19 protein-coding genes and 1 pseudogene are annotated in these 18,640 nt (G+C 68.2%); 11 read left to right on the top strand and 9 right to left on the bottom strand.

Features of this window, described 5'->3' with window-relative positions:
- Positions 1-20 precede the first annotated feature (20 nt).
- From AC07N1_RS17290 to AC07N1_RS17280, 3 genes are all read right to left on the bottom strand, one after another.
- Positions 21-950: an alpha/beta hydrolase fold domain-containing protein gene (locus AC07N1_RS17290; protein WP_494672924.1), complete on the bottom strand. Its 930-nt coding sequence runs from the start codon at positions 948-950 to the stop codon at positions 21-23.
- Complete coding sequence (locus tag AC07N1_RS17285) at positions 947-1,366, bottom strand: EF-hand domain-containing protein (RefSeq protein ID WP_494672923.1); 420 nt, start codon at positions 1,364-1,366, stop codon at positions 947-949. Before AC07N1_RS17285 ends, AC07N1_RS17290 begins: the two co-directional genes overlap by 4 nt.
- A 69-nt stretch (positions 1,367-1,435) precedes the next feature.
- The gene (locus AC07N1_RS17280) at positions 1,436-1,843 is read right to left on the bottom strand and encodes a hypothetical protein (RefSeq protein WP_494672922.1); all 408 of its coding nucleotides are present in this window, start codon (positions 1,841-1,843) and stop codon (positions 1,436-1,438) included.
- Positions 1,844-2,001: 158 nt separating this feature from the next.
- Between AC07N1_RS17280 and AC07N1_RS17275 the strand changes: the two genes are divergently transcribed.
- Both AC07N1_RS17275 and AC07N1_RS17270 read left to right on the top strand, forming a co-directional pair.
- On the top strand, positions 2,002-2,709 hold the full coding sequence (locus tag AC07N1_RS17275; protein ID WP_337685406.1) for a response regulator: 708 nt from the start codon (positions 2,002-2,004) through the stop codon (positions 2,707-2,709).
- A gap of 2 nt (positions 2,710-2,711) precedes the next feature.
- Positions 2,712-4,061 carry a sensor histidine kinase gene (locus tag AC07N1_RS17270; RefSeq protein WP_494672921.1) on the top strand — a complete coding sequence of 450 codons (1,350 nt, stop codon included), beginning with the start codon at positions 2,712-2,714 and terminating at the stop codon, positions 4,059-4,061.
- Positions 4,062-4,159: 98 nt separating this feature from the next.
- Here AC07N1_RS17270 and AC07N1_RS17265 read toward each other — a convergent pair whose 3' ends face one another.
- Both AC07N1_RS17265 and AC07N1_RS17260 read right to left on the bottom strand, forming a co-directional pair.
- Positions 4,160-4,624 carry a DoxX family protein gene (locus AC07N1_RS17265; RefSeq protein ID WP_494672920.1) on the bottom strand — a complete coding sequence of 155 codons (465 nt, stop codon included), beginning with the start codon at positions 4,622-4,624 and terminating at the stop codon, positions 4,160-4,162.
- A gap of 81 nt (positions 4,625-4,705) precedes the next feature.
- Positions 4,706-4,975, bottom strand: coding sequence for a BufA1 family periplasmic bufferin-type metallophore (locus AC07N1_RS17260; protein WP_487290324.1), 270 nt, complete (start codon positions 4,973-4,975; stop codon positions 4,706-4,708).
- 202 nt (positions 4,976-5,177) lie between these two features.
- Here AC07N1_RS17260 and AC07N1_RS17255 point away from each other — a divergent pair, with 202 nt between their 5' ends.
- From AC07N1_RS17255 to AC07N1_RS17225, 7 genes are all read left to right on the top strand, one after another.
- On the top strand, positions 5,178-5,717 hold the full coding sequence (locus tag AC07N1_RS17255) for a sigma-70 family RNA polymerase sigma factor (protein WP_494672919.1): 540 nt from the start codon (positions 5,178-5,180) through the stop codon (positions 5,715-5,717).
- The gene (locus tag AC07N1_RS17250) at positions 5,714-6,355 is read left to right on the top strand and encodes a DUF1109 domain-containing protein (RefSeq protein ID WP_494672918.1); all 642 of its coding nucleotides are present in this window, start codon (positions 5,714-5,716) and stop codon (positions 6,353-6,355) included. The genes AC07N1_RS17255 and AC07N1_RS17250 overlap by 4 nt, the downstream gene beginning before the upstream one ends.
- Positions 6,356-6,437: 82 nt before the next feature.
- Positions 6,438-6,707, top strand: coding sequence for a BufA2 family periplasmic bufferin-type metallophore (gene bufA2 / locus AC07N1_RS17245; RefSeq protein WP_494672917.1), 270 nt, complete (start codon positions 6,438-6,440; stop codon positions 6,705-6,707).
- Between the two features lie 57 nt (positions 6,708-6,764).
- Complete coding sequence (gene bufB / locus AC07N1_RS17240; protein WP_494672916.1) at positions 6,765-7,598, top strand: MNIO family bufferin maturase; 834 nt, start codon at positions 6,765-6,767, stop codon at positions 7,596-7,598.
- Positions 7,595-8,362 carry an HvfC/BufC N-terminal domain-containing protein gene (locus AC07N1_RS17235; RefSeq protein WP_494672915.1) on the top strand — a complete coding sequence of 256 codons (768 nt, stop codon included), beginning with the start codon at positions 7,595-7,597 and terminating at the stop codon, positions 8,360-8,362. The genes bufB and AC07N1_RS17235 overlap by 4 nt, the downstream gene beginning before the upstream one ends.
- 153 nt (positions 8,363-8,515) lie before the next feature.
- Complete coding sequence (locus tag AC07N1_RS17230) at positions 8,516-9,112, top strand: TetR/AcrR family transcriptional regulator (protein WP_494672914.1); 597 nt, start codon at positions 8,516-8,518, stop codon at positions 9,110-9,112.
- Between the two features lie 8 nt (positions 9,113-9,120).
- The gene (locus AC07N1_RS17225; protein ID WP_494672913.1) at positions 9,121-9,414 is read left to right on the top strand and encodes a YciI family protein; all 294 of its coding nucleotides are present in this window, start codon (positions 9,121-9,123) and stop codon (positions 9,412-9,414) included.
- A gap of 398 nt (positions 9,415-9,812) precedes the next feature.
- Here the strand turns inward: AC07N1_RS17225 and AC07N1_RS17220 are convergent, their stop codons facing one another.
- A complete protein-coding gene (locus tag AC07N1_RS17220; RefSeq protein WP_494672912.1) occupies positions 9,813-11,174 on the bottom strand; it encodes a chloride channel protein in 1,362 nt (453 codons plus the stop codon).
- Positions 11,175-11,378: 204 nt separating this feature from the next.
- Here AC07N1_RS17220 and AC07N1_RS17215 point away from each other — a divergent pair, with 204 nt between their 5' ends.
- On the top strand, positions 11,379-11,858 hold the full coding sequence (locus tag AC07N1_RS17215; RefSeq protein ID WP_494672911.1) for a MarR family winged helix-turn-helix transcriptional regulator: 480 nt from the start codon (positions 11,379-11,381) through the stop codon (positions 11,856-11,858).
- On the opposite strand, the pseudogene nhaA reads toward AC07N1_RS17215, so the two are convergent.
- From nhaA to AC07N1_RS17200, 3 genes and pseudogenes are all read right to left on the bottom strand, one after another.
- A pseudogene (gene nhaA, locus AC07N1_RS17210) lies at positions 11,834-13,088 on the bottom strand (Na+/H+ antiporter NhaA); the annotation flags it as partial. The gene AC07N1_RS17215 and the pseudogene nhaA sit on opposite strands and share 25 nt — an antisense overlap.
- A 221-nt stretch (positions 13,089-13,309) precedes the next feature.
- The gene (locus AC07N1_RS17205; RefSeq protein WP_494672910.1) at positions 13,310-15,094 is read right to left on the bottom strand and encodes an SLC13 family permease; all 1,785 of its coding nucleotides are present in this window, start codon (positions 15,092-15,094) and stop codon (positions 13,310-13,312) included.
- 149 nt (positions 15,095-15,243) lie between these two features.
- Entirely contained in the window at positions 15,244-15,945 is a 702-nt protein-coding gene (locus AC07N1_RS17200; RefSeq protein ID WP_494672909.1) for a hypothetical protein, read from the bottom strand.
- 494 nt (positions 15,946-16,439) lie between these two features.
- Between AC07N1_RS17200 and AC07N1_RS17195 the strand changes: the two genes are divergently transcribed.
- On the top strand, positions 16,440-18,608 hold the full coding sequence (locus AC07N1_RS17195; RefSeq protein WP_494672908.1) for a KAP family P-loop NTPase fold protein: 2,169 nt from the start codon (positions 16,440-16,442) through the stop codon (positions 18,606-18,608).
- Positions 18,609-18,640: the final 32 nt, after the last annotated feature.

Here is an 18,640-nt window from a genome sequence, read left to right as displayed (position 1 = left end):
CTTGCCTGTCGCAGCCGCGCCTAGCGAGACGACAGCAGACACTCCGCGATAAAGGCGTCCACCGCATCCGTATAGGCGCCGGGCACCCCCAGCGTCCGGTTGATGTCGGCATGGGTCAGGACTTGGGGCAGGACAGGCATGTCGCGTCCGGCCGCTCGGGCCTTGGCCTGGAACCGCCGCGCGTCGTCACACGGATCGTCCGGTCGCCTAGTCGAACAGACCAGCATCATCGGCATGGCCCGGGGCGTCCATTGGTCCATCGGCGAAGCCTTGGCCCAGTACGCGGAATCGGCGCCGAACGCGCGGTCATAGAAGCCTGGGTGACGGCCGGCCATGGTCGCCGAGACCTGCATGGCGGCCGAATCGAGCACCACCGTCCCGGCCCATGGCCGGCCGACCATATCGGGCCGCGACGAGACCAGCGCCGCCAGGTGGGCGCCGGCCGAGTGGCCCATCAGGACGATCTTCCCGGGATCGCCGCCCCAGCCCCCGGCATGGCCCTGCACCCAACGCACGGCCTCGGCGACGTCCTGCGCCTGCTCGTAGGCCATGGCGTCGGGCAGCATACGATAGTTCACGCTGACCACGATCCAGCCCCGGGTCAGCCAGTGCTTGAGCTTGTTCTCGACCGAGCCGGTGTTGGCCTTGTCGCCGATCATCCAGGCCCCGCCGTGCACCATGATCAGGATCGGCGCGTCGCGGGCGCCCGGCGGAATGTAGACGTCCAGCCGCTGGGCGGGGTCGGTCCCGTAGGCTTCGGTCCGCTTGCGGGCGCCGGGCAGGATGACCCGCAGGTCGATCGGGCGCTCTTCCTCGGCCTTCTTCTCCAGCACGCGCTGGCGCAGCGGCCCGCGCAGGCCCAGCCCCAGCTGAGCGGCCTCGACGGCGCCGGCCCCGCCGAGGGTCGCGACCGCCAGGACGATCAGCAGAGCGCTTCGGCGTGACGTCATTTCAGGCTCTCGAGCTGATCGCGGACGGCGGCGACCTCGTCGCGGGACAGTCGCCCATCATGGTCGCGGTCGGCGCGGTCGAACAACGGGGCCGGTCCGTCGACGAACTCGGCGCGGGTGACCCGGCCGTCGCCGTCGCGGTCGGCGTGGGTGATCACCGTCTTCAGGGCCTGGGCCTTGGGACGGTTGGACTTGGCCAGGCGTGGGAACTCCGACAGCGTCACCACACCGTCGCCGTTGCGGTCCAGGCGTTGGAACTGCGCCGCGCGCGAGGCTCTGAATTCGTCGCGGGTGACATAGCCGTCGTGATTGGCGTCGGCCTTGTCGAGCGCCGCGCCGGGCGTGCGCGAGGCCGCATCGGCGCCGGAAGCGCCCATGGCGGCCAGGCAGATGAGGGACAGGGTCAGGATCTTCATGTTCGGTCTCCGGAGAACGCCCGCCGCGCCGTTTGGGGAGCCTGGCGCGGCGGGCCTGGACGGGTTCGATCAGGGGCGGGTCACCGTCCCGCTGACGGAACGCGTCGAGCCGTCGTAGCCGGTGCGCGAATGGTCGTAGCTGACCGTGCCGTCGCCGTTGTTGACGACGTTGGTCGAACGGCTGGCTGAGGCGCCGTTGTTGAACGTGCGGGACGCCCCGCCGTGATAGGCGCCGTCGCCCCAGCTGGCGTTGCGGTTGCTGGCCACGCCGCGACCGGAATTGGTCTGGGTCCCGCGCGACACCGAGATCGCGCCGGGCTGGCGGCTGACATCGCGGTTGTGGACATAGCCGTGGCCGCGCGCGCCTTGGACGCTGACGAAACGCCCGTGCTGGCCGGCCTGGGCGGGCGCGGCGATCATGGCGGCGAGAACCGCCAGGGACGAGAGGCCGGCGGCCAGGATGGAAGTCTTACGCATGATGGCTCCATGGGGAGTGGGGTCGGTGTCCCTCGACGCCGCCATCTGACCACCGCCGGGCAATCCCTGGTTTGCTCGCGCCCGACGAACTGTGTCGAAGTGTAAACGGGCCGAGTGGCGGCTTCCGCTGGGCCGGGGCTTGAGGCATCTCCTTGACCATGGCCGACAACACGCTGATCGCGGTCGTGGAAGACGACGCCGAAATCCGGGACCTGACCTTGGGGCTGCTGCGCCGCGAGGGTTACGACGTCGTGGGCTGCGCCGACGCCGAGGCCTTCGACCGCCTGGCCGCCCGCCGTCGCGTGGACCTGGTGCTGCTGGACATTATGATGCCGGGCGAAGACGGCCTGTCGGTCTGCCGTCGCCTGCGGGCGGCCGGCGACACGGCGATCCTGATGGTCACCGCCAAGGGCGACGACATCGACCGGGTGATCGGCCTGGAGATCGGGGCCGACGACTATCTGGCCAAGCCCTATAATCCGCGCGAGCTGCTGGCCCGGGTCAAGGCGATCCTGCGCCGCACCCGCGAGGTCCATCGCGTGACCAGCACACCGCCCGGCGAGGTGCTGGGCTTCGCCGGCTGGCGGCTGGACACGGCCAGCCGCGACCTGACCGATCCCGATGGCCGGCCCGTGACCCTGACCGGCGGCGAGCACGACCTGCTGATGGCCTTCCTACGTCACCCCCAGCGGGTGCTCAGCCGCGACCAGCTCCTGGACTGGACCCGCGGTCGCAGCGCCGAGCCGTTCGACCGCGCCGTGGACGTGCTGCTGAGCCGCCTGCGCCGCAAGTTGGGCGGCGCGGCCCTGATCAAGACCGTACGCGGCGGCGGCTACCTATTCAGCGCGCCGGCGGAACGGCTCTAGCCATGATGCTGTCCGACAATCTCTCCACCCGCATGACGGCCATCCTTCTGGCCGGGCTGGCGGTGATGCTGGTGATCGGCGCGGCGCTCCTAGTGTGGCCGCAGGGCCAGGGCGAAGGCGGCGTACGCTTCTATCAGCTGCCCCGGCCGTCCGAGGCCCAGGCCATCGTCGAGGCGGTCGAGGCCAGTCCGCCGCCGGCCCGGCCCAAGGTGGTCTCGGCGCTGGACACCGGCGTCATCCGCACCACCCTAGAGACCGATTTCCCGCCCCTGCAGTTGCGCGCTCGCGCCGCAGACACGGGCGATCCCGGCTACCAGGCCTATCGCCAGGCCCTGGGCGACCGGCACCTGCGGATCGACATGCGGCGCGGCGGCCGGTTGCGCCAGGACGCCCTGCCCGGCCGCCAGGCCCTGCGGCTGTCGGTGCGGCTGGCCGACGGCGGCGTGCTGGTGCTGCGCCGTCGCGCCCCGGAGACGGCGCGGCAGTTCTTCAGCCGGGTCTCCCTGGCCGCCGCCGCCCTGCTTGTCGTCACCCTGCTGATGCTGGTCCTGGCCGTTCGCCAGACCACCCAGCCGGTCAGCCATCTGGCCCACGAGGTCGCGCGGTTCGGCGACGACCTCGACACCAAGCTCCTGCCGCTGCGGGGCCCCCGCGAGCTACGGGAGCTGTCGGCGGCCTTTAACACGATGCAAGGTCGGATCCGGGGCTTGATGGACGAGCGCACGCGGATGCTGGCGGCCATCGCCCACGACCTGCGTACCTACCTGACCCGCCTGACCCTGCGGGCCGAGTTCATCGCTGACGACGCCCAGCGCGCCAAGGCTGGGAGCGACCTGGCCGAGATGTCCCAGTTGCTGGACGACACTCTGCTGTTCGCCCGTCAGGACGCCGGACGCGGCGACGGCGCGCGGTCCATCGACGTCCGCCATGAGCTCGAGACCCTGGTCGCCTTGCGCCTCGAGATGGGCCAGGCCGTGCTGCTAGCGCCCGAGGCGGCCGGCGCGGCCTGGGCCTCGCCCCTGGCCGTGCGCCGCATGGTGGACAACCTGATCGACAACGCCGCCCGCTACGGCGGCGCGGTGACGGTCGACGCCCGTCCCCTTGGCCGCCGCGTCGAGATCATGGTGTTGGACCACGGGCCGGGCCTCCCGATCGAGATGCTGGAGACGATCACCGCCCCGTTCGAACGCGGCGAGGCCTCGCGCAACCGGCGCACCGGCGGTGCGGGCCTAGGCCTCTCGATAGTCCAGGCCTTGGCCAAGGGCCAGGGCGGCCGCCTGACCCTGGCCAACCGTCCCGAGGGCGGCCTTGCGGCCACGATCGAGCTGCCCTGCGGTCCACCTAGCTCATAAGGGACAAGACGCGCCAGTTGCGGACCTTGACGCGTATGCAGAAAGACGACCTCAAGCGCCGGACTGCTAATTGTTGACCGCCCAGTATTCTGACGTGATTACGACGAGATAGCGCCCGTGGCGTGCGCCCGACCGATCAACGCGTCCAAGGACCAGTCACCGCCTCCGCGGGCGATGAGAGGCACGAGGATCGCCGCCCAGCTGAGATGGGTGGGCCAGGCGTCGGGATAGACGAAGATCTCGATGACCAGGGTCATGCCGAGCAGAGCCGCAGCGGACAGGCGAGTAAACAGCCCTACGACCAGCAGCAGCGAAAAGACGTGTTCGGACACGGTCGCCGCCACGGCGGCCACGGCGGGCGGAACCAGCGGCAGTGCGTATTCGGTCTGGAAGAGCGCGTACGTCCCGTCGGTGATGTGGAAGATACCGTCGACCTTGGTGCGGCCCGAGGTGAAGAAGACGGCGGCCGCGCCCAGGCGGGCGAGCAGCAGGAGCAAGGCGTCGGGCGCCAGCCTGGCGGCGACGCGCGCCAGACGGTCATGGACCGCGATTAGAGAAACCATCGAGAATCTCCGAAAGTGGCGCGACCAGAGCCCGCAGGCTCCGGCCGCCGCAGATCGAGCCGTAGGGTAAGGCTTGCGGGATCAAACCTTGGGCGTCAGGGAGCCGGCGCCTTTGGGCGTCTTGATCTTGGTGCAGGTTCCCGCCTTCACCAGCTTCCAGGCGTCGCCCTGGTAGTTGGCCTTGGCGGTGCCCGCACAGCTGGTGCCAGCGCCGGCCTTGCAATCGTTCTTGCCCGCCAGCGCCACGCCGTAGCACTTCTCCATCGCGGGCTTTGCGTCGGTCGCGGCAGCCTGAGACACGGCGGCGGCGAGGGCGAGGGTGGCGGCCAGGACCGCAGGGGTGGTGCGCATCGGTTTTTCCTTGCGAAGGCCTCGACGCGGGCTCGACGGCGAAGCGTCGGGTCCGGCGTCGACCCGGAACGAGGCTGGAGAAGCCCGGGTCTCACCGTCAGTTCGAAGGAACCGGCCGTCGCGTTACAGCGATCGTAAAATATAGGATCATGCCGCTGTAACTTTCCGATCAGCTTCGCCGAACTCTTGTCGAGGAGCATGAATGCGGGCGGACGAGGACGTTTTGCGCAGCCTGATGATCGATGGGCTGGACGGCGACGCCGCCGCCCACGCCGCGCTGCTGCGCCTGCTCGTTCCCCTGCTGCGAGGCTTCTATCGGCGCCGCGCTCGCGGATCCGAAGACGATATCGAGGACCTTGTGCAGGAAACCCTGATCGCGACGCACACGCGGCGCGCCAGCTACGATCGCAACCGGCCCTTCACCGCCTGGCTGTTCGCCATCGCACGCTACAAGATGATCGATCATTTCCGGCGCGCCGGCCGGCTGCGGCCGATCGAAGGGCTGGAGGAAACACTGCTGGCCGAAGACAGCGAGGACGGCGTGAACGCCCAATTGGACATCGAACGCCTGCTCGCGTTGCTGCCGCCCAAGCAGGCGCGCATGATCCGCGCCACGCGCATCGACGGGCTCAGCATCGCCGAGGCGGCTGCGGCCGACGGCATCGGCGAGTCCGACGCCAAGGTGTCGGTGCACCGGGGCCTGAAGGCCCTGATGGCGCGCATCGTGGGAGATGCGCGGTGAAGACCGACGACCTCATCAACAGCCTCTCCGGAGACGTGCGCCCCGTCCGCCCCGGCGCCATCGGTCGCCGCCTTCTGATCGGGCTTGTCCTGGGCGCGCTTGTTTCGGGCGGCCTGCTGGCGATCTGGAGCGGCCTGCGCCCCGACCTTGGCGCGGCGATGGGCGGCTTCACGTTCTGGATGAAGTGGGGCTACACGCTGTCGCTGTCGGCGGCGGCTCTGGTCCTGACGGCGCAGCTGGCCCGCCCCGACAGCGTCAGGCTGCGCGGACTTTGGCTGCTGGCGATCCCGGTGCTACTGCTGGCGGGCGTAAGCGCCTTCGACATGCTGCGCACGCCACCCGGCGATTGGCTGGCCATGTGGCTGGGCCACAGTTGGAAGAGTTGCCCTTGGCGTGTCCTGGCGCTGTCCGCGCCGATCTTCGCGGGCCTGCTTTGGTCGTTCCGGCGCCTGGCGCCGACGCGGCTGCGCGCGGCGGGCGCGGCGGCCGGGCTTTCGGCCGGCGCCTTCGCCGCCGCCGTCTACTGCCTGCACTGCCCCGAAACCTCGGCGATCTTCGTGCTGACCTGGTACTCGCTTGGCATCCTGCTGACGACGCTCGCAGGCGCCGTCCTGGGGCCGCGCCTGCTGCGCTGGTAATTTCGAGCGTCCTGTAACCGACGCTCCCGCTGCGCCGAATGGATAGGGCCAGCCTGGCTGAACCCTCCATCGGAGACCTCACATGACCATCGCCTACACCGGCCTGAGCCTTGCCGCCGCTGCTGCCGTGGTGGCCGTCGCCGCCGCCTCGACCCCCGTCTTCGCCACCGAGGCGGGCGCCAAGGCCGAAGTCGTGCACTGCTACGGCATCAACAGCTGCAAGGGCACGTCCGACTGCAAGACAGCCAAGAACGACTGCAAGGGCAAGAACACCTGCAAGGGCCAGGGCTTCAAGGCCATGACGCTCAAGGCCTGCAAGGCGGCGGGCGGCGACACCACCGAACCGAAGTGATCGCCCCCGGCCCGGCGCGCCGTCGCCGGGCCGTTCTTCTTTCCGGAGAGCGCCCTGATGTCTGTTGTTCCGTTCGCCGGCTTCGGGCTTGGCCTGCGCAAGCCGCACTATGCCGAGTTCCTGGAGCGCCAGGTCCCCGTCGACTTCGTCGAGGTGATCTCGGAGAACTTCATGGTCGAGGGCGGGCGCCCCAAGCGGATCCTGCGCCAGGTGCGCGCCCGCTATCCGGTGGCGCTGCACGGCGTATCGATGTCGCTCGGATCGGCTGATGGATTGGACCCGTATTATCTGGAGCGCCTGCGGGCTCTTATCGACGAAATCGATCCTCTGTTCGTCTCCGATCACCTGAGCTGGTCGCGTATCGAGGGATTCAATTCCCACGACCTTCTGCCCCTGCCCTATACGCGCGAGGCGCTCGACATCGTCTGCGCCAACATCGATCACGCCCAGGCGGTTCTGGGCCGCGCCCTGCTGATCGAAAACCCGTCGACCTATGTCGACCTGCAGCCGGCCGACATGACCGAGTGGCAGTTCCTGGAGGCGATGTGCGCCCGCTGCGACTGCCAGTTGCTGCTCGACGTCAACAACGTGTTCGTCAGCGCCAGCAACCACGGCTTCGATCCGATCGCCTATCTCGACGGACTGCCGCTCGACAGGGTCCGCCAGATCCACCTGGCCGGCCATAGCCGCGGCCAGGCGATGCTGATCGACACCCACGACCAGCCGGTGCCGGACTCGGTGTGGCGGCTCTACGCGCATGTGGCGCGCAAGCTTGGTCCGGTGGCGACGATGATCGAGCGCGACGACGACATCCCCCCGCTCGCCGAGCTGCTGGCCGAGGTGGAAACCGCGCGGGCGATCGCCGCGGGCGAGATCGTGAGGGCCGCATGAGCCTCCTGGCCCTGCAGCGCGACATGCGCGCCTGGCTCGCGTCCGACGACGAAACGGCCGCCGGCCGGATCGGCCAGGAGGCCGTACGAGGCCTGCAGGTCTATCAGAACAACTATCGCAGCCAGCTGCTGGCTTGCCTGGAAACAACCTTCGCCAAGACCCTCGCCTGGATCGGAGCCGAGGCGTTCACGGCCGCGGCGGCGGCCCATGTCGAGCGCGCCCCGCCCTTGAGCTGGACCCTCGACGCCTATGGACAGGACTTCCCGCAGACCCTGGCCGCCCTCTTCCCCGATGACCCCGAGGTTGCGGAGTTGGCCTGGATCGAACAGGCCCTCGACCGCGCCTTCATCGCGCCCGACAGAGCCGCGCTGTCCGCGACGGATCTGACCAACATCGATTGGGACCACGTCGTGCTGCGCCTGACCCCAAGCCTGGACCTGGCCTTCCCGACGACCAACGCAGCGGCGATCTGGTTCGCCCTGACCGACCAGGCCCAGCCGCCGGCGGTCGAACGCGTGGTCGAGGCCGACGCGACCCTGATCTGGCGACAGGGCGAGGTCCCACGCATGCGGACGATCGACCGGCACGAGCAGCATGCCCTGGCCGCCGCCCGTTCGGGCGTGACCTTCGCAGCGCTGTGCCAGGAGGCAGAGGCCCGCTTCGGAGACGACGGCGTCAACCGCGTCGGAGGCTGGCTGGGCGCATGGATCCGCGACGGCCTGATCGTCGGCGTGACAGCGACCAACGTCAGGCATGATGCCTGACGGCGCTACTCGCGATGAATCTTGCTGGCCTGCCCGGGAGCAGCGGAAACCGCCGCCGACAATTTCCATGCCTGTCGCATAGGCGTCCTAGGACGATCGCCCTAGACATCTAGGTCGCTTGACCTATGGTGACGTTTGATGATGGAGGCTCGGATGTCGGCCGCTGATACGCGTAAACAGATTGTGGAGGCGGCCGATCGCTTGTTTTACGAGCGCGGTTTTGAAGCCACCTCGTTTGGCGACATTGCATCCGCCACAGGCCTTTCGAGAGGCAATTTCTATTATCACTTCAGAACCAAGGACGAGATCCTCGATGCGGTGATCGCGCTACGCTTGATCAACACCTCGGCAATGCTCCAGGCCTGGGAAGGCCAAAGTGCGCACCCCGCCGATCGTATCCGAAGCTTCATTGCGATCCTCGTCGTCAACCAGACCAAGATCATGGCGCACGGTTGTCCCGTCGGTGCGCTTTGCGTTGAGCTTTCCAAGCTGGATCACTCGGCCCTGCCGGCTAGCGCGGGCCTCTTCAGACTCTTTCGGGATTGGCTGAAGCTGCAGTTTGAAGCCCTCGGACAAGCGCAAGAGGCGGACGCGCTAGCCATGCACGTGCTGATGCGCAGCCAAGGCGTGGCCACGCTCGCCACGGCCTTCAAGGACGAGGCCTTCATCCGCCTCGAGGTCGCCAATCTGAACGCCTGGCTCGACGCGCGGATTTCCGCCCCCGTCCAACCTCCTCCCCTTTGCGTGTAGGAAACACGATGTTCGTGATCACTCTGCGTTTCGCCGACAAAAGCCGCGCGCCATCTCTGATGGATAGTCATAACGCCTGGATCAGGCAGGGCTTCGAAGATGGAGTTTTCGTGCTGGTCGGAAGCCTGCAGGCCGGCGTCGGTGGTATGATCCTCGCCCATGGCGCGACGCGGGATGAGGTCGATAGGCGCGTCCAGGAGGACCCGTTCGTTATGGAAGGCGTCGTGACCGCAGAGGTCGTGGAGGTCGTCCCGGCCAGGACGGACGAGCGCCTGACTTTCCTGAAATCACCGCCCGGCTGAGACGCTTCGGTTTGGTCGCCACAATGATGTTGTTCATAGGCGGCGTCCTCACCGCCCAGGCCCGCGAGATTTCGCGGATGAAGGCGCTGGTCGGTGATCTGAAGGATCATCCCAAGCCACGCTCCGGCAAGAATCTGTCGCCTGCCTCAGCCCCGTAAGCTGCGGCTCGCACGGCGGAGCCGGTGCGGCCTGCCCGCGTGTTTTGCCTTTCGCCTTTAAACGGCGATAGCCGGCCGTCAGCAGCAAGGCGACAGCTATCAGGGCGATCACCCCGCTGAGCGCGCCCGTGGCGTGCCCGACGATGAGCCAGGCGTCATGTGTGAGGATGCTGACGGCGAGTCCGCCGATCACGAGCAGCGCGCTGACCGACAGCAGGCGGCGCGCCAGGTCGAGGATCCTCACCGTCCGGGCCCCGGAACCTCGGGCGTTGGTTGCGCCCCCACGCGCCGGCGCGGACGGGTCCAGGCCCTGGCCAGGGCGTGATAGAGCGGCGTTGGTGAAATCGCCTCCGAGCATCGGCGTGCGACGAGGGTGCAAAGCAGCAGCGGGCCAACCAGACCCGGATCGCGTGTCATCTCCATCAGGATCACCGCGCTGGTCAAAGGCGCCTGAACCACGCCGGCCAGATAGCCGGCCATGCCCAGGGTGACGGCCTCACGGCCACCCGCCCACGGCGCCAGGTGCGCAAAAAGCGCGCCCAGGCCCGCGCCGGTCGCCAGAGACGGCGCAAAGACCCCGCCCGGCGCGCCACTGGCCGCGGCGGCCAGGGTCGCCACCCACTTGCCCGCAGCCAGGGTCCCGCCGGACGCAAACCCGCCAAACAGCAGCGACTTGGCCTCACTGTACCCAGCGCCATAGGTCGCCCCGCCGCTGGCCAAGGCCGCCCCCGCCGCCGCCAAGCCGCAAAGCGCGGCGAAACCGACAGGCCTCGCATCCTTCCAGCGTCGTACCGGATTGTCTCCGACCAGCACGGCGGCCATCAGCCGGGAAAAAAGGCCGCCCACCAGGCCCGAGGCCACGCCGATCAGAGCCGCGCTGATCCACGCGTTCCAGCCTGCCGAACCCGACATATTGCCGAAATAGGCATAGTTTCCCCCCAAGGCGAAGGCGGCCACGCCCGCGGAGACCACGGCCAGGATGACGACGGTGTTGGCGCGCTTGTCGAAGCCGCGCGCCAATTCCTCGACGGCGAAGACGATGCCGGCGATGGGGGTGTTGAAGGCGGCCGAGACGCCCGCCGCGCCGCCGGCGATCAGCAAGGTCCGTCGCCCCGGCCCGCCCCGCAGCCATCCGGTCAGGAACACCATCACCGCGGCGACGACCTGCACGGTGGGGCCCTCTCGGCCGATCGAGCCGCCGCAAACCAGCAGCAGGGCGGCCAGGGCGACCTTGACCAGGGCGGTGCGAAGCGAGACCCGGGAGTCGTGGATCTTCTCGCCGTCCAGGCCTCGGCCGCGCCCGATCTCGCCGGCCGCGATCACCTGCGGGATGCCGCTGCCGGCCGCCGCTGGCGCCAGACGGCGCATCAACGCCACGCACAGCGGCAAGCCGACGACGAGCAGGACCGGCCCCAGCCAGGCCCGGCCGGCGATCAGCCGCGCATGGACGTCCATCGCCTCGTCGCAAAGCTTGGCGAACGCCACCGCCGCGCCGCCGGCGACGACGGCGGCGGCGACGACCGCGCCGGTGCGCAGCGAGCGGCGGGCGCGCAGACGCACCAGCTTGCGTTGGCGCTCGAGACGTTCCAGCGGCGAGGACATGGACAGGCGTTCCGTCGGCGGGCGCGAACTGAAGCGAAGGTTCAAATTACATCGTGCCACGATGTATGTTCGCCTACCGGATCGGCCGCCGGTTGGTCAAGCGTCAGGCGCTGCCTCCCCCGGTCCGACGTTGACCGCGTCGATCCCGGCGCTCACGTGCTAGCATCGCTAGGCCGCAAGCCGCGCGGCGCCGGATCGTACGCCTTGCCCGCATCCCCTCTGCCCCACGCTGAAGCCCTTGCCGCCTCCCTTGCGGACGAGGCGGCCCTGCAGCCGCAGGACTATCGAGCCCTGGCGGAGTTTCGCCAGGCGATCCGGCAGTTCCTGGCGTTCAGCGAGGACGGCGCGCGAGCCCACGGCCTGTCGAGCCAGCAGCATCAGGCCCTGCTGGCGATCAAGGCCCACCCAGGTCCGGAGCCGATCTCGATAGGGCAGTTGGCTCAGAGCCTGTTGATCAAGAACCACAGCACTGTCGAGCTCGTGGCCCGGCTCGTCGAGCAAGACCTCGTGACGCGGCGTAGCGCCGAGGCCGATCGCCGCCGCGTGGTGCTGGAACTGCGGCCCCGCGGCGCGCAGATCCTGGAGACCATTTCGCGGCGCAATCTGGCCCGGCTCGACGACGGGGCCGACATCCTGGCCGAAATCATCGCCACGGCGCGACGAGCCGGCGCCCGCCCGGCCTGACGGCTCGCGCTATCCGGCGCTTTATTGGCCGGCCGATCGGGCCGATGCGGCGGACCGACGCCGGGCGACCCAGGTCAGGATGGCCATTCCCGCCAGGGACGAGGCCAGGGATCCGGCCAGCACGCCGATCTTGGTCTCATCGACCAGACGCGGATCCTGGAACGCCAGGCCGCCGATGAACAGGCTCATGGTGAACCCGACGCCGCAGAGCACCGCCACGCCGTAGAGCTGGGCCAGCGAGGCGCCACGTGGCAGGCGGGCCCAGCCCAGCTTGATCAGGCCGAAGGCGACACCGAACACCCCCAGTTGCTTGCCGACGAAGAGGCCCAGGGCCACGCCCAGCGGCACGGGATCGAGCAGAGCTGCAAATCCGACCCCAGCGAACGACAGGCCGGCGTTGGCGAAGCCGAAGATTGGCGTGACTCCGAAGGCGACGGGCTTGTGCAGGGCGTGCTCCAGCCGGTGCAGCGGCGAAGCCTTGCCGCCGCGCAGCGGCAGGGTCAGGGCCAGGGCGACGCCAGCCAGGGTGGCGTGGATTCCCGACTTGAGCACCAGGAACCAGAGGACCGCGCCCAGCAGCAGGTAGGGCCAAAGGCTCATCACCTTCAAGCGGTTGAGCCCGATCAGCGCCACCAGGACGCCGCCCGCCCCGGCCAGGGCCAGCAGGTGCAGTTGGGCGGTGTAGAACAGGGCGATGATCACGATGGCCGCTAGATCGTCCATGATAGCGATGGCGGTCAGGAAGATCTTCAGCGAGGTGGGGACACGCGGCCCCAGCAGGGCCAGGACCCCGAGGGCGAAGGCGATATCCGTGGCCGACGGAATGGCCCATCCGGCAGCGCTGGCGGGGTGCTTGAAATTGAAGGCCAGATAGATCGCGGCCGGCAAGACGACGCCGCCCAGGGCGGCGGCGCCCGGCAAGAGCACATCGGCGGGACGCGACAACTGCCCATCGAGGACCTCACGCTTGATCTCCAGCCCGACGAGCAGGAAGAACAGGGCCATAAGGCCGTCGTTGATCCAGTGCAGGAGGCTCTCCTCCAGACGCACGGGGCCAAGGCCGAAGCCCAGGTGCAGGTCGAGCGCGCGAAAATAGCCGCCAGCCAGCGGCGAGTTGGCCACGACCAGGGCCAGGGCCGCGGCGGCCATCAGTACATACCCGCCGGCGGCCTCATTGGCGATGAACGCCTTGAAACCGGCGAGCGAACGTCGGGCGAACTTGTGGATCATGGCCAGTCCTCGTGACGGCCGAGCCAGGCATGGCGGATGTCGTCGACCGAGATCCGCCGCGCCCCTCGGGGGTTGCGACGCGGCGTCCGGTTATCGACGGACGCCTGACTGGGTTCGCCCGACGGCGCCAGCCCGGCCGCGGCGCGGCCCGATCTCTGCCTTCGAGATAGCAAAACCTCGGACCAAGACAAACCCCTCGCCCGTCTCGGGACGCGAAGACCTCATCGCCCCACGAACGGCCACACCCAGGCGATGAGGCTGGGCGCCGCCAGCAGGATCAGGACGGTCAGCGGCGCGCCGAGCCTGGCGTAGTCGCCGAACCGATAGCCGCCCGGACCCAGCACCAGGGTGTTGCACTGATGGCCGACGGGCGTGAGGAAATCACAGCCGGCCCCCACCGCCACGGCCATCAGGAAGGGATCGGGGCTGAGGCCCAGGTGCTTAGCCAGGCCCAGGCCGATCGGCGCGACAATCAGCACGGTGGCGGCATTGTTCAGGAACGGTGTAGCGGCCATGGCCACCGCCATCATCGCTGTCAAGGTGAGAAGCGGCGGAAGACCGTGGAACGCGCCCGACAGCCAGCCGGCGATCAGGTCAGTGCCGCCGCTGGCCTGCACGGTGTCGCTGACCGGGATCAGGGCGGCGACCAGCACCAGCACCGGCGCATCCAGAGCCGCATAGGCCTCGCGCATCCGCAGCGCGCCGGTGGCGACCACCAGCACGGCGGCGGCGAAGAAGCCGCCGGCCACCGGCAGGACGCCGAACGCCACCAGCAGCATGGCCACGGTCAGGATGGCGGTCGGCAACAGGGCGTGGCGAAAGCCGCCCAGGCGGACCTCGCGTTCGGCCAGGGGCAAGCAGCCCAGCGCCTGCAAGGCCGTCGGCAGCAGCTGTTCGGCGCCCTGCAGCACCAGGATGTCGCCGGCCTTCATCTTCACAGTCGCCAGGCGCCCGGCCATGCGATAGCCCGCCCGGCTGACGCCGAGCAGGTTCACGCCATAGGTGTCGTTGAGGGTCAGTCCCCGGGCGCTCTGGCCGATCAGATCGGACTCCGCCCCGATGACCGCCTCGACCACTCGAACCTCGTCGGTGGGCTCGTCCATGACGACCGGGCGGTCGGCGTCGCTGAGCTTGAGCCTGGCCTTGACGATCAGTTCGTTCAGCGCCTGTTGCTGACCCTCCAGCAACAACACATCGCCGGGCAAGACTTTGCGATTGGGATGGGGAGATGCAATGCGTTTGCGGCCGCGAAGCAGGGCCACGACGACGACCGCCTCCCCCGCCGCCCTCTGCAGGTCGCCCACCCGCGAGCGCTCGAAGCTCCAGCCTTCAGGGATTTCCACCTCGGTGACATAGGCGTTGGCGGCCAGGGCCGCGTCGATGTCGATGGCCGCGGTCCGTCCCTTGGGCAGCAGGCGATAAGCGAAGGCCAGATAGACAATGGCCAGAACCGCCAGGGTCCCGCCCACAGGCATGAAGTCGAACATCCTGAACGGCTTGCCCAGCGCCTCCTGCCGCACCTCAGAGACGATGATGTTGGGCGAGGTGCCGACCAGAACGGCGAGGCCCCCGACCAGCGAGCCGAACGACATCGGCATCAGCAGGCGGCCCGGAGATACGCCGGTGTTTCGGGCGATGCGCAGGGCCGAGGGCATCATCAGGGCCAGGGCTCCGACGTTCTTGGTGGCCATCGACAGCACCGTGGTGACCGACGCCAGCACCGGGACCTGGCTGCGCTCGTCCTTCAGGTGCGGCAGCAGCGGCGCCATCAGGGTGTCGACCAGGCCCGAACGCGCGATGGCGGCGCTCAGAACCAGGGCGCTGGCGATGATCACCACGATGTCGTTGGAAAAGCCGTCGAAGGCCGACTTGATCGGGATCAGCCCGAAGACCACGCCGACAGCCAGGGCGCCCAGGGCGATCAGGTCGTAGCGCCACCGCCCCCAGATGAAGCACAGCACGGTCGCGCCGATCAGGCCAAAGGACAGTCCCTGTTGCACGGTCACGCGTCGTCGCCCCCCCAACTAGGCCACAAGCTTGACCCAAGCAGACAACGGCGCGGCGGCGGTTGCGTTCACGGGAAAACAGTTTGGCTGACGCTGAAGCCCCATTGCGCCAGAAGCGGACTCGCACGTCACGTCAGAAACACGACGTTTCAGGCCGCCTCGCGCCAGTACTCGGCGTCGTGCTCGCGGCACTTGGCGATGTGAGCGCGCAGCACCGCCAGGGGTGGCGGGTTGAGGCGAAGGGTCTGGCTGGCGGCGTCCCACTCCAGAATGCCGGCGTCGCACAGCCGCGCGAGCTCACGCTCGAAATGGGGATGGGCCACTTCATCGCGCAGGTGATCCTCTATAGGTCCGTCGAACGTTAGGACGAAGATCTTCCAGTCGAGCCGCGGTTTCGAAAGCCCGGTGCAGAGTTCGCAGATGATGGCTTGGCGCAGGCGCTGGCCCGCCCCGGAACCGGGGACCAGCAAGGGCGTGCGCGAGCGGTGGAGCACGCCGATCGCGAAGGCGTACTCGTGGACGCGGGCGTACCAGTCGATGTCCTCGCGCTCGGGCGGGTCCCGCCGCGTGCGGGTCGTTAGGTATGAGATCTCTGCCTCGGCCCAGCGGTAGGCGGGGCCTACAGCCTGATCAGGCAGAACCAGGACGAACCGGCGGAGAAATCCGTCAAGCGTGGCGGGGCGCCGGACGCCCTTGACCAGGGCCTGACGTAGATGAACCCAGTCGCGATAGCCGCCGGCGCGGGCCATCGCCTGCTGGCAGACATTCAGCGGGATGGGGACCTCGGCGTCGCGCAGGAAGCCGGCGAGGGTCTGGGCGCGGCGCTTGGCACCGTCATAGGTGGAGTACATGCAATCGTTCCTCAGCGGCCTGACGAAACGTGCTGCTCGTTTCTACGGCCGTTGGTGAGGGACGGTCGCGAAAGGTCGAAACACCCCTTGGACCTTGGATCCTTCGCTATGGCAGCGGCCGAGCCCTGGGGTCGGGCTCAGACTTCACCATAACTCCAATTTCTCCGAATTCCAGTCCCCGATGCGCGCGTCGGCGCACAAGCCGCCGCGTCCAGGTAAAGCGCGGCGAGGCGCGCCACTCCCATTGAGCCAGGTGCCGTGCAGAAAAACCTTTGGTCGATCGGCTCTTTAGTTCCGTAGCCATTAGGTTGACGACGGGGGGAATTGCCGCTCGCAGGGTTCGCCAAGCTCTACCAGGAGATACCGATACGCCGTCAGGTAGCCCTGAAGGCGCTGAGGCATTGCGAGGTCCGCGCGGCGTTGCGCTCCTGGGTTGAAGTCCGTTAAGCTGCGCCATGGGAATATTCGACCGTTCCAGGCCAAAGACCAAGCCCATGGCGGCGCCTGCCTCTCAGGATCAGCCCGCCGGTCCGGGCCTGTCGATCCAGGCCGACCGCCCGATCTCCACGCGGGCCGAGGATCGGTTTGATCGCGCGCCCTTCGCCGGCCAGGTGGCCAACATCATCGCCCGGCGCAGCGACCCGTCAAGCCTCGTCGTCGGGATCTACGGTCCCTGGGGCGATGGCAAGACCTCTGTGCTGCAGCTGATCCAGGAGGCGCTGGCCGGCAACGACGATGTCGTGTCGATAACCTATAATCCGTGGTTCTACGGCGCCAGCACCGAGGCCATCACCAAGAGTTTCTTCCAGTCGCTCGGCGAGGCGCTGGAGAAGACCGGATGGTTCACCAAGGAGAACGTCGCCACGTTGGTCTCCCGCTTCGGCAAGGCCATCCCTCATGTCGGCGAGGCCGTCGCCGCCTATGGCGAGGCCATAAGTTCGGAAAGCCTCATCGAAGCGCGCGACAAGATCGGCCAGGTCCTGAAGAAGCACGGTAAGAAGGTCGTGGTCTTCGTCGATGACATAGATCGTCTGGACCGTGCCGACATCCAGACCCTGTTCAAACTGGTGCGCCTGTCGGGCGACTTCGACCACACTACCTATGTCTTGGCCTTCGACGACGTGATCGTCGCCGAGGCGCTGGGCGAGGCCTATGGTTCCGGCGACATCGCCGCAGGGCGCCGTTTCCTGGAAAAGATCGTCCAGGCTCCGCTGCATCTTCCGCCGGCCAAGCCCGAGACTCTGCGCACAATGCTGTTCACCTGCTGCGACCGGGCCGTGCGCGAGAGCGATCTGACACTGGTTGAGGGCGAACAGTACGAGCTGGCCAACAATCTCGTCTCGGCCTTCGGCGAGGTCTTGAGGACGCCCCGCCAAGTCAAGCTCTTCGACAATGCCCTCACCTTCGCCGTGCCGATGCTGAAGGGCGAGGTGCGCATCGTCGACCAGATCCTGATCGAAGGTCTGCGCGTGTTTTATCCAGCCGTCTACCAGGCGATTCGCCAAAACCCCCAAGCGCTGTTGCACGACAATCGCAACCACTTCGGGCCCCCGGCTCCGCCCAGTCCGGTCCAGACGTTGATCGACGCCCTGCCCATCGACGGGCCCCAGAAGTCCGGGATCGAAGACCTGATCACCCACCTGTTTCCCCGGACCGGGACCATGGGTTACGGCAGCGAGTGGGACACGCGGTGGAATATTGAAAAGCGGGTCTGCAGCCGGGACTACTTCCATCGCTATTTCACCTATGCGGTGCCAACCGGCGACCTCTCGGACCAAACGGTCGACGCAATCGTCGAGGATGCGACCCAGGGCGCGGTGGAAGCAGTCGGCCTGGCCTTCGATAAAGCGCTCGAGCGCAGCGCCGCCGAGGTCCTGATCCGTAAGCTGAGACTGCGCGAGGACCTCATACCGGCCGCTGCGGCTCCGGTGCTCGCCTCTGCCCTAGCCGACCGGGGCGGCCGCCTGCCCCGCTCCGGCGAGCCCCTTGTGGGCGATTGGGTCTTCAGGCAAGCGGCGATCCTAGTGGCGCATTTGCTGGGCAGGTTGGATCAGGCGGGTCAGGACGCCGTGCTCGATCCCCTGGCCCGGTCAACACTGGCGATCCCGTTTGTCATCGAGGTTCTGCGGTTCGCTCGGGCCCGGCGTGACGAGGAGGGCCAGTCGCGAGGGTTCATCGAGGCCGATCGCCAGCAACGGCTCCTTAGCCTGGTGGCCGAGGCGGTCGTTGGGCTGGCGGACCCCTTCGAAACCCTGGGAGACAGGTTCTCGCAGGTCATGTTCGCGGTGATTCGGGGCGGCGGCTCGACGGCCGAGACCGCAGTTAAGCATCGTCTCGCCGCCCTCATCGCCCACGACCCGGCCAGCGCCAGCCGGTTTCTGCGCGCGGTGACCGCCGTGGCCTGGGGCATGGAGTCGGGCATACCGAACGTCAGTGATTTCGACCAGGGCGGCTATAACAGCCTGGCGTCGCTGCTAGACCCTGAGGCCCTAGAGGCCCGGCTACGCGAAATCCACGGCCAAGCCCTGGACGCCGATGCCTATGAACGCGACCTCGACATCGATGTGGACCTGCGCCTGGCTCGGCAATTTTCCTGGCTGCATCGTCATCCGCCGTCCGAGGTCGAGACCAGCGGCCCCCCCGAGGACGAAGCCGAGGACTGACATCGTCCTTCCCCACTCTAGTAGGTCCTCGA

The sequence above is a fragment of the Caulobacter sp. GW821-FHT09B11 genome (genome assembly GCF_059418205.1).
This window is presented reverse-complemented; position numbering and strand designations above follow the sequence as displayed.

Excerpts from the sequence above, each read along its gene's own strand:
- AC07N1_RS17265 (WP_494672920.1), bottom strand. The coding sequence starts at position 4,624 with ATGGTTTCTCTAATCGCGGTCCATGACCGTCTGGCGCGCGTCGCCGCC.
- AC07N1_RS17280 (WP_494672922.1), bottom strand. The coding sequence starts at position 1,843 with ATGCGTAAGACTTCCATCCTGGCCGCCGGCCTCTCGTCCCTGGCGGTT.
- AC07N1_RS17290 (WP_494672924.1), bottom strand. The coding sequence starts at position 950 with ATGACGTCACGCCGAAGCGCTCTGCTGATCGTCCTGGCGGTCGCGACC.
- AC07N1_RS17285 (WP_494672923.1), bottom strand. The coding sequence starts at position 1,366 with ATGAAGATCCTGACCCTGTCCCTCATCTGCCTGGCCGCCATGGGCGCT.
- bufB (WP_494672916.1), top strand. The coding sequence starts at position 6,765 with ATGTCTGTTGTTCCGTTCGCCGGCTTCGGGCTTGGCCTGCGCAAGCCG.
- AC07N1_RS17270 (WP_494672921.1), top strand. The coding sequence starts at position 2,712 with ATGATGCTGTCCGACAATCTCTCCACCCGCATGACGGCCATCCTTCTG.
- AC07N1_RS17255 (WP_494672919.1), top strand. The coding sequence starts at position 5,178 with ATGCGGGCGGACGAGGACGTTTTGCGCAGCCTGATGATCGATGGGCTG.
- AC07N1_RS17260 (WP_487290324.1), bottom strand. The coding sequence starts at position 4,975 with ATGCGCACCACCCCTGCGGTCCTGGCCGCCACCCTCGCCCTCGCCGCC.
- AC07N1_RS17275 (WP_337685406.1), top strand. The coding sequence starts at position 2,002 with ATGGCCGACAACACGCTGATCGCGGTCGTGGAAGACGACGCCGAAATC.
- AC07N1_RS17230 (WP_494672914.1), top strand. The coding sequence starts at position 8,516 with ATGTCGGCCGCTGATACGCGTAAACAGATTGTGGAGGCGGCCGATCGC.
- AC07N1_RS17225 (WP_494672913.1), top strand. The coding sequence starts at position 9,121 with ATGTTCGTGATCACTCTGCGTTTCGCCGACAAAAGCCGCGCGCCATCT.
- AC07N1_RS17220 (WP_494672912.1), bottom strand. The coding sequence starts at position 11,174 with ATGTCCTCGCCGCTGGAACGTCTCGAGCGCCAACGCAAGCTGGTGCGT.
- AC07N1_RS17235 (WP_494672915.1), top strand. The coding sequence starts at position 7,595 with ATGAGCCTCCTGGCCCTGCAGCGCGACATGCGCGCCTGGCTCGCGTCC.
- AC07N1_RS17200 (WP_494672909.1), bottom strand. The coding sequence starts at position 15,945 with ATGTACTCCACCTATGACGGTGCCAAGCGCCGCGCCCAGACCCTCGCC.
- AC07N1_RS17195 (WP_494672908.1), top strand. The coding sequence starts at position 16,440 with ATGGCGGCGCCTGCCTCTCAGGATCAGCCCGCCGGTCCGGGCCTGTCG.
- bufA2 (WP_494672917.1), top strand. The coding sequence starts at position 6,438 with ATGACCATCGCCTACACCGGCCTGAGCCTTGCCGCCGCTGCTGCCGTG.